Origin of the sequence: Streptomyces kebangsaanensis, assembly GCF_001906585.1 — a bacterium.
GTDB classification, from domain to species: Bacteria; Actinomycetota; Actinomycetes; order Streptomycetales; family Streptomycetaceae; genus Streptomyces; species Streptomyces kebangsaanensis.
Map to the genome: position 1 here is coordinate 42,644 of NZ_JUJA01000032.1, position 7,790 is coordinate 50,433.

6 protein-coding genes are annotated in these 7,790 nt (G+C 74.7%); all 6 read left to right on the forward strand.

Annotated features, from left to right (window positions below; all coding sequences use genetic code 11):
• Nucleotides 1-2,317: FAD-binding and (Fe-S)-binding domain-containing protein (locus RH94_RS03005; protein ID WP_234425494.1), on the forward strand; the 2,317-nt coding region annotated here is incomplete at its 5' end.
• A gap of 116 nt (nt 2,318-2,433) precedes the next feature.
• Nucleotides 2,434-3,402, forward strand: coding sequence for an EamA family transporter (locus RH94_RS03010; protein ID WP_073946104.1), 969 nt, complete (start codon nt 2,434-2,436; stop codon nt 3,400-3,402).
• Nucleotides 3,403-3,500: 98 nt separating this feature from the next.
• On the forward strand, nt 3,501-4,295 hold the full coding sequence (locus RH94_RS03015) for a TIGR03084 family metal-binding protein (protein ID WP_073946105.1): 795 nt from the start codon (nt 3,501-3,503) through the stop codon (nt 4,293-4,295).
• Nucleotides 4,292-6,028, forward strand: a complete 1,737-nt coding sequence (locus tag RH94_RS03020; protein WP_073946106.1) for an acyclic terpene utilization AtuA family protein — start codon at nt 4,292-4,294, stop codon at nt 6,026-6,028. The genes RH94_RS03015 and RH94_RS03020 overlap by 4 nt, the downstream gene beginning before the upstream one ends.
• Nucleotides 6,025-7,623 carry an acyl-CoA carboxylase subunit beta gene (locus RH94_RS03025; protein ID WP_073946107.1) on the forward strand — a complete coding sequence of 533 codons (1,599 nt, stop codon included), beginning with the start codon at nt 6,025-6,027 and terminating at the stop codon, nt 7,621-7,623. The genes RH94_RS03020 and RH94_RS03025 overlap by 4 nt, the downstream gene beginning before the upstream one ends.
• Before the next feature lie 8 nt (nt 7,624-7,631).
• Nucleotides 7,632-7,790 (forward strand): biotin carboxylase N-terminal domain-containing protein (locus RH94_RS42100; RefSeq protein ID WP_234425505.1); only part of this gene is annotated, 159 nt, incomplete at its 3' end.

The window sequence follows — 7,790 nt, forward strand, 5'->3', positions numbered from 1 at the left end:
GCGGGAGCTGGTGGACGGCGAGCCGGCCCGGCTGCGCACCGGCTTCCCCGAGCTGCCCCGCCGTATCTCCGGATACGCCCTGGACGCGCTGCTGCCCGAGAACGGTGCCGACGTGGCGCGGTCCTTCTGCGGCTCGGAGGGCACCCTGGGCGTGCTGACCGAGGCGGTCGTACGGCTGGTGGAGGCACCCCGCGCGCGGGCGCTGGCCGTGCTCGGGTACGCCGACGAGGGCGCCGCGGCCGAGGCGGCCGCCGGGTTGTTGCCGTACCGGCCGCTGACCGTGGAGGGGATGGCACGGGACCTGGTGCCGGCTGCGGCCGCCGGGCTGCCCCGGGGCGACGCCTGGCTGTTCGTGGAGACGGGAGGGGAGACGGAGCGGGAGGCACGCGCGCGTGCGGAGGTGATCGTGCGCGCGGCCGACGTCGTGGACGCGCTCGTCGTCACCGACCCGGCCGCCCGGCGTGCGCTGTGGCGGGTCCGGGAGGACGCGAGCGGTACGGCGACCCGGATGCCCGACGGCACCGAGGCGTGGCCGGGCTGGGAGGACTGCGCGGTGCCGCCGGCCCGGCTGGGGCCGTACCTGCGCGACTTCCGGGCGCTGCTGGCCGCCCACGGGCTGCGCGGCACGCCGTACGGCCACTTCGGGGACGGCTGCGTCCACGTCCGCATCGACTTCGACCTGCTCACGGAGGTGGGGATCGGCCGCTTCCGGCGGTTCTCGGAGGAACTGGCCGGGCTGGTGGTGGCGCACGGCGGTTCGCTGTCCGGGGAGCACGGGGACGGACAGGCGCGGGCCGAGCTGCTGCCGAGGATGTACGGCGAGGAGATGGTGGCCCTGTTCGAGCGGGCCAAGGACGTCTGGGACCCGGACGGCCTGCTCAACCCCGGGATGCTGGTCCGCCCGGCCCCGCTGGACGCAGGCCTCCGCTTCTCCGTGCTGCCGCGCCGCCCGGTCGACGTGGCCTTCGGCTACACGGGCGACGGCGGGGACTTCTCGGCGGCGGTGCGCCGGTGCGTGGGCGTCGCCAAGTGCCGTACGACGGCGGTGTCGGGCCCGGCGGTGATGTGCCCCTCCTTCCGGGTCACGGGCGAGGAGCGGCACTCCACGCGCGGGCGTGCCCGGCTGCTGCACGAGATGCTGGCGGGCGAGCTGGTGACCGACGGCTGGCGGTCGGCGGAGGTCCGGGACGCGCTCGACCTGTGCCTGTCGTGCAAGGGCTGCCGGTCCGACTGCCCGGTCGGGGTCGACATGGCCACGTACAAGGCGGAGTTCCTGCACCACCACTACGCCGGGCGGCGCCGCCCCGCCGCCCACTACTCCATGGGATGGCTTCCGGTGTGGCTGCGCTGGGTGGCCCGTACGCGCACCGCGCCGCTGCTGAACGCGCTCGCCGCCGTACGCCCGCTGGCCTCGGTGGCGAAACGGCTGGGCGGAATCGCCCCCGAACGGGGGATCCCGGAGGTGGCGGGGGAGCCGTTCACCCGATGGTGGCGCCGCAGGCGGGCAGGCGGAGGGCAGGGGCGGGGCGAGCTGGTCGTCCTGTGGCCGGACACCTTCACCGAGCACCTGTCGCCGTCCGTGGGCCGCGCGGCCGTACGCGTGCTGGAGGCGGCCGGGCTGCGGGTGGCGCTCCCGCCGACGCTGCGGCTGCGCCGGCCCCCGGTGGGCGACGGAAGCTCGGCGCTGCTGAACCCCGTGTCCGTACTGCGCGGCCGGGGCCGGGTGTGCTGCGGGCTGACGTACGTCTCCACCGGCCAGCTCGACCGCGCCCGCACCGTGCTGCGCCGCACCCTCGACCTGATGGAACCGGTGCTGGAGACCTCCGCCCCGGTCGTCGTCCTGGAACCGAGCTGCGCCGCCGCCCTCCGCACCGACCTGCCGGAACTGCTGCCCGAGGACCCGCGCGCCCGCCGCCTGGCCGACCGCGTGCTGACCTTCGCCGAAACCCTGCGGCGCCACGCCCCCGACTGGACCCCTCCCCGCCTGGACCGTCCGGTCGCCGGCCAGACCCACTGCCACCAGCACGCGGTCCTCGGCGACACGGCCGACCGGGACCTGCGTACGGCGGCGGGCCTGACCGGCGAGCTGTCCGGCGGCTGCTGCGGCCTGGCCGGGAACTTCGGCTTCGAGAAGGGCCACGGGGAGGTGTCGGCGGCCTGCGCCGAGGAACAGCTCCTGCCGGCGGTGCGGCAGGCACCGGACGGGACGGTGGTCCTGGCGGACGGCTTCTCGTGCCGTACGCAACTGGAGCAGCTGGCCGGGGTGCGGGGGCGGCACCTCGCGGAGGTGCTGGCGGAAGCACTGGATGCGGACTGAGCCGGGGCGGTGAGACAGTGGTGTGCGGGTCTCACACACCTGACGGGGTCCATTACCCTGGACCCAGCAGTACATCGCGATGAACAAAACCCGAGCTCAGCCCCCTGGACAGCCCCGTGACCACGCCCAGCGCCGCCACCCCCTCCCCTTCGACGTCCCCCTCGCCCCCTGTCGTCTCCCCGTCGGCCGGCGCACCCGTGTCCGGAGGGCCGGGCCGTTTCGGTTCGCTCGGGCCGGTCGGCCTGGTGCTCGGCGGCTGTGTCTCGGTGCAGTTCGGTGGCGCGCTGGCCGTGGCCCTGATGCCGAGGGCGGGCGCGCTCGGTGTGGTGACCCTGCGGCTGGTGGTGGCCGCGATCGTGCTGCTGGTGGTCTGCCGGCCGCGGCTGCGCGGGCACTCGCGCACCGACTGGGGCACGGTCGTCGTCTTCGGCATCGCGATGGCCGGCATGAACGGCCTCTTCTACCAGGCCGTCGCCCGCATCCCGCTCGGTCCGGCGGTCACCCTGGAGGTCCTCGGCCCGCTCGCCCTGTCGGTCCTGGCCTCACGCCGCGCGGTCAACTTCGTGTGGGCCGGTCTCGCCCTGGGCGGTGTCTTCCTGCTCGGGGGCGGGGGCTTCGGCAGTCTGGACCTCGTCGGTGTCGCCTTCGCGCTGGCGGCGGGCGGCATGTGGGCGGCCTACATCGTCTTCAGCGCCCGTACCGGCCGCCGCTTCCCGCAGGCCGACGGACTGGCCCTGGCGATGACGGTGGGCGCGGTGCTGTTCCTGCCGCTGGGGATCGCCGAGTCGGGCGCGAAGCTGGTCGATCCGGTGACGCTCGGGCTGGGCGCGGCGGTGGCGCTGCTGTCCTCCGTCCTGCCCTACACCCTCGAACTGCTCGCCCTGCGCCGCCTGCCCGCCTCCACCTTCGCGATCCTCATGAGCCTGGAACCGGCCCTCGCCGCCACGGCCGGCTTCCTCATCCTCGGCCAGTCCCTCACCGCGCCGCAGACCGTCGCGATCGCCCTGGTCATCGCGGCGAGCATGGGGGCGGTGCGGACACAGGTGGCCCGGGGGAAGGCGCCGGTGCCGCAGGTGGACTCCTGACGGAGGGCCCGCCCGCGCGGTGACGGCCGTGGACACCCTGCGGGAAAAAGCATGCACGCATGCTTGATTGTCTCCGCGGGCGCTGCCATGCTCCCCCCATGGCCGATCCGACGCCCGTGTTCGACGATCTGCGTGAGGAAAGCGAAGAACTCGACCGGCTGGTCGCCGGGCTGAGCGCCGAGCAGTGGGGACGCCCCACCCCCGCGGCCGGATGGACCGTCGCCCACCAGATCGCCCATCTCGCCTGGACCGACCGGTCCGCCCTTCTCGCCGTCACCGACCCGGACGGCTTCCACGCGCTGGTCGAGCAGGCGCTCGCCGCGCCCGGGTCGTTCGTGGACCAGGGGGCGGAGGAGGGTGCCCGGCTGCCGCCGGGTGAGCTGCGGGCGCGGTGGCGGAAGGGGCGGGCGGCCCTCGACTCCGCGTTGCGCGCGGCGCCGCCCGGTGCCCGGTTCCCCTGGTACGGGCCGCCGATGTCGGGCGCCTCCATGGCGACCGGGCGGCTGATGGAGACCTGGGCGCACGGGCAGGACGTGGCCGACGCACTGGGTGTGATGCGCACACCCACCGACCGGCTCAGGCATGTGGTGCGCATCGGGGTGCGAGCGCGGGACTTCGCCTTCGGGGCGCGGGGGCTGCCCGTGCCCGAGGAGGAGTTCCGCGTGGAGGTGCGGGGTCCCTCCGGCGAGCTGTGGGCGTACGGCCCCGAGGACGCCCCCCAGCGCGTCACCGGGCCCGCCCTCGACTTCTGCCTGCTGGTCACCCAGCGCGCCCACCGCACCGACCTCGCCGTACGCGCCGAGGGCCCGGACGCCGACCGCTGGCTGGACATCGCCCAGGCCTTCGCCGGGCCGCCCGGTGACGGGCGGGCGCCCAAGGGGGTGGCCGGGTGACGTCGCGGACCCTGCGGATCGGCAACGCCTCCGGCTTCTACGGCGACCGTTTCGACGCCATGCGCGAGATGCTCACCGGCGGCGAGCTGGACGTCCTCACCGGCGACTACCTCGCCGAGCTGACCATGCTGATCCTGGGCCGGGACCGGCTGAAGGACCCGGCGGCCGGGTACGCCCGCACCTTCCTGCGGCAGCTGGAGGAGTGCCTCGGGCTCGCCCACGAGCGGGGCGTGCGGATCGTGACGAACGCCGGCGGCCTGAACCCCGCCGGACTCGCCGACGCGGTGCGGGAGCTGGCCGACCGCCTCGGTGTCCCCGTGCGTGTGGCCCACGTCGAGGGCGACGACCTCAGGGCCCGCCTCCCCCGAGCTCTCGGCTCCGCTCGAGCAGGGGCGACCCCCAGGGACAGCCTCGCCGCCCACGCCTACCTCGGCGGCTTCGGCATCGCCGCCTGTCTGCGCGAGGGCGCGGACGTCGTCGTCACCGGGCGCGTGACGGACGCGGCCCTGGTGACCGGGCCGGCCGCCGCCCACTTCGGCTGGGCACCGGAGGACCACGACCACCTCGCCGGCGCCGTCGTCGCCGGGCACCTGCTGGAGTGCGGCGCCCAGGCCACCGGCGGCAACTACGCCTTCGCCGCCGAACACCCCCTCGACCGGCTCCGCCGGCCCGGCTTCCCGCTCGCCGAGCTCCACGAGGACGGCAGCTGCGTCCTCACCAAGCACCCCGGCACCGGCGGATTCGTGGACGTCGGCACGGTGACGGCCCAGCTCCTGTACGAGACGGGCGGGGCCCGGTACGCCGGGCCCGACGTCACCGCCCGGCTGGACACCGTACGGCTCAGCCAGGACGGACCCGACCGGGTGCGCGTCGAGGGCGTGCGCGGGGAGGCCCCGCCGCCCGCCCTCAAGGTCGGCCTCAACCGCCTCGGCGGCTTCCGCAACGAAGTGACCTTCGTCCTCACCGGGCTCGACATCGAGTACAAGGCCGAGCTGGTCAGGCTGCAGATGGAGGACGCCCTCGGGGCCGCCGAGGCCCGGCCCGCCGAGGTGCGGTGGGACCTGGTCCGCACCGACCGGCCCGACGCCGACACCCAGGAGACCGCGAGCGCCCTGCTCCGGCTCGTCGTCCGCGACCCCGGCGAGGAGGCCGTGGGACGGGCGCTGAGCGGGGCCGCCGTGGAGCTGGCGCTGGCCGGCTACCCCGGCTTCCACGTCCTGGCCCCGCCGGGGAAGGGCGCCCCCTACGGCGTCTTCGAGGCCGCGTACGTTCCCCAGGACGCCGTCGATCATGTGGCCGTCCTCCACGACGGCCGCCGTGTCACCGTGCCGCCGGCCCAGGACACGCGCCCACTCGAGGACGTACCAAAGCCGCCCCTGCCGGATCCCCTTCCGGGCGGCCCCGTGCGGCGTGCCCCGCTCGGGCTCGTCGCCGGGGCCCGCAGCGGCGACAAGGGCGGGGACGCCAACGTCGGGGTGTGGGCGCGGTCGGAGGACGGCTGGCGGTGGCTCGTGCACGAGCTGACCGCCGACCGGTTCCGGCAGCTGGTCCCCGAGAGCCGTGCGCTGCCCGTCACCCGGCACGTCCTGCCCGGCCTGCACGCCCTGAACTTCGTCGTCGAGGGGATTCTCGGCGAGGGCGTCGCCGCCCGGCACCGGTTCGACCCGCAGGCCAAGGCGCTCGGCGAATGGCTGCGCTCCCGCCACCTGGACATCCCGGAGGCCCTGTTGTGACGGTCCTTTCCTCCGCCCTGGACACCGGCTCCCCCGACTACCGGGCCCACCGCGAGGCCATGCTCGCCAGACTCGCCGACCTGGAGGCCGAGCACGCCAAGGCGCTCGCGGGCGGCGGCCCGAAGTACGTCGAGCGGCACCGGCGGCGCGGCAAGCTGCTCGCGCGGGAGCGGATCGAGCTGCTGCTGGACCCCGACACGCCGTTCCTGGAGCTGTCGCCGCTGGCCGCCTGGGGCAGCGACCACACCGTGGGCGCCTCGCTCGTCACCGGGATCGGGGTGGTGGAGGGCGTGGAGTGCCTGATCACCGCCAACGACCCGACCGTGCGCGGCGGCGCCAGCAACCCGTGGAGCCTGAAGAAGGCGCTGCGGGCCAACGACATCGCGCTCGCCAACCGGCTGCCCTGCGTCAGCCTCGTCGAGTCCGGCGGCGCCGACCTGCCCTCCCAGAAGGAGATCTTCATCCCCGGGGGCGCCGTCTTCCGGGACCTGACCCGGCTGTCGGCGGCCGGCATCCCGACCGTCGCCGTCGTCTTCGGCAACTCCACCGCCGGCGGCGCCTACATCCCCGGCATGTCCGACCACGTGATCATGGTCAAGGAACGCGCCAAGGTGTTCCTCGGCGGACCGCCCCTGGTGAAGATGGCGACCGGGGAGGAGAGCGACGACGAGTCGCTGGGCGGCGCCGAGATGCACGCGCGTGTGTCCGGTCTCGCCGACCACTTCGCCGTCGACGAACGCGACGCCCTTGGACAGGCACGCCGCGTCGTCGCCCGCCTCAACCACCGCAAGGCCCATCCCGATCCCCCCGCCGCGGAGCCGCCCGCATACGACAGCGAGGAGCTCCTCGGTGTCGTTCCCGGCGATCTGAAGATCCCCTTCGACCCCCGCGAGGTCATCGCCCGGATCGTCGACGCCTCAGACTTCGACGAGTTCAAGCCGCTGTACGGGACGAGCCTCGTCACCGGCTGGGCCGGCCTGCACGGCTATCCCGTCGGCATCCTCGCCAACGCCCGGGGCGTGCTGTTCAGCGAGGAGTCGCAGAAGGCCGCCCAGTTCATCCAGCTCGCCAACCAGCGCGACATCCCGCTGGTCTTCCTGCACAACACCACCGGCTACATGGTCGGCCGCGCGTACGAGCAGGGCGGCATCATCAAGCACGGCGCCATGATGATCAACGCCGTCTCGAACTCGCGGGTGCCGCACCTGTCCGTCCTCCTCGGCGCCTCCTACGGCGCCGGGCACTACGGCATGTGCGGGCGGGCCTACGACCCGCGCTTCCTGTTCGCCTGGCCCAGCGCCAAATCCGCCGTCATGGGCCCGCAGCAGCTCGCGGGCGTGCTGTCGATCGTCGCCCGGCAGTCGGCGGCGGCGAAGGGACAGCCGTACGACGAGGAGACCGACGCGGCGCTGCGGGCGATGGTGGAGCAGCAGATCGAGTCCGAGTCGCTGCCGATGTTCCTGTCCGGGCGGCTGTACGACGACGGCGTCATCGACCCGCGCGACACCCGCACCGTCCTCGGCCTGTGCCTCTCCGCCGTCCACACCGCCCCCTACGAGGGCGCGCGCGGCGGCTTCGGCGTCTTCCGGATGTGAGGGATCCCGTGATTTCGACTCTGCTCGTCGCCAACCGGGGCGAGATCGCCTGCCGCGTCCTCCGCACCTGCGGCGAGCTGGGCATCCGGACGGTCACCGTGCACTCCGACGCCGACGAGGGCGCCCTCCACACGCGCGTGGCCGACGCGGCGGTACGGCTGCCGGGG

Bases quoted from the DNA above. Each gene is read 5' to 3' on its own strand.
- RH94_RS03015 (WP_073946105.1), top strand. From the start codon at position 3,501: ATGGCCGATCCGACGCCCGTGTTCGACGATCTGCGTGAGGAAAGCGAA.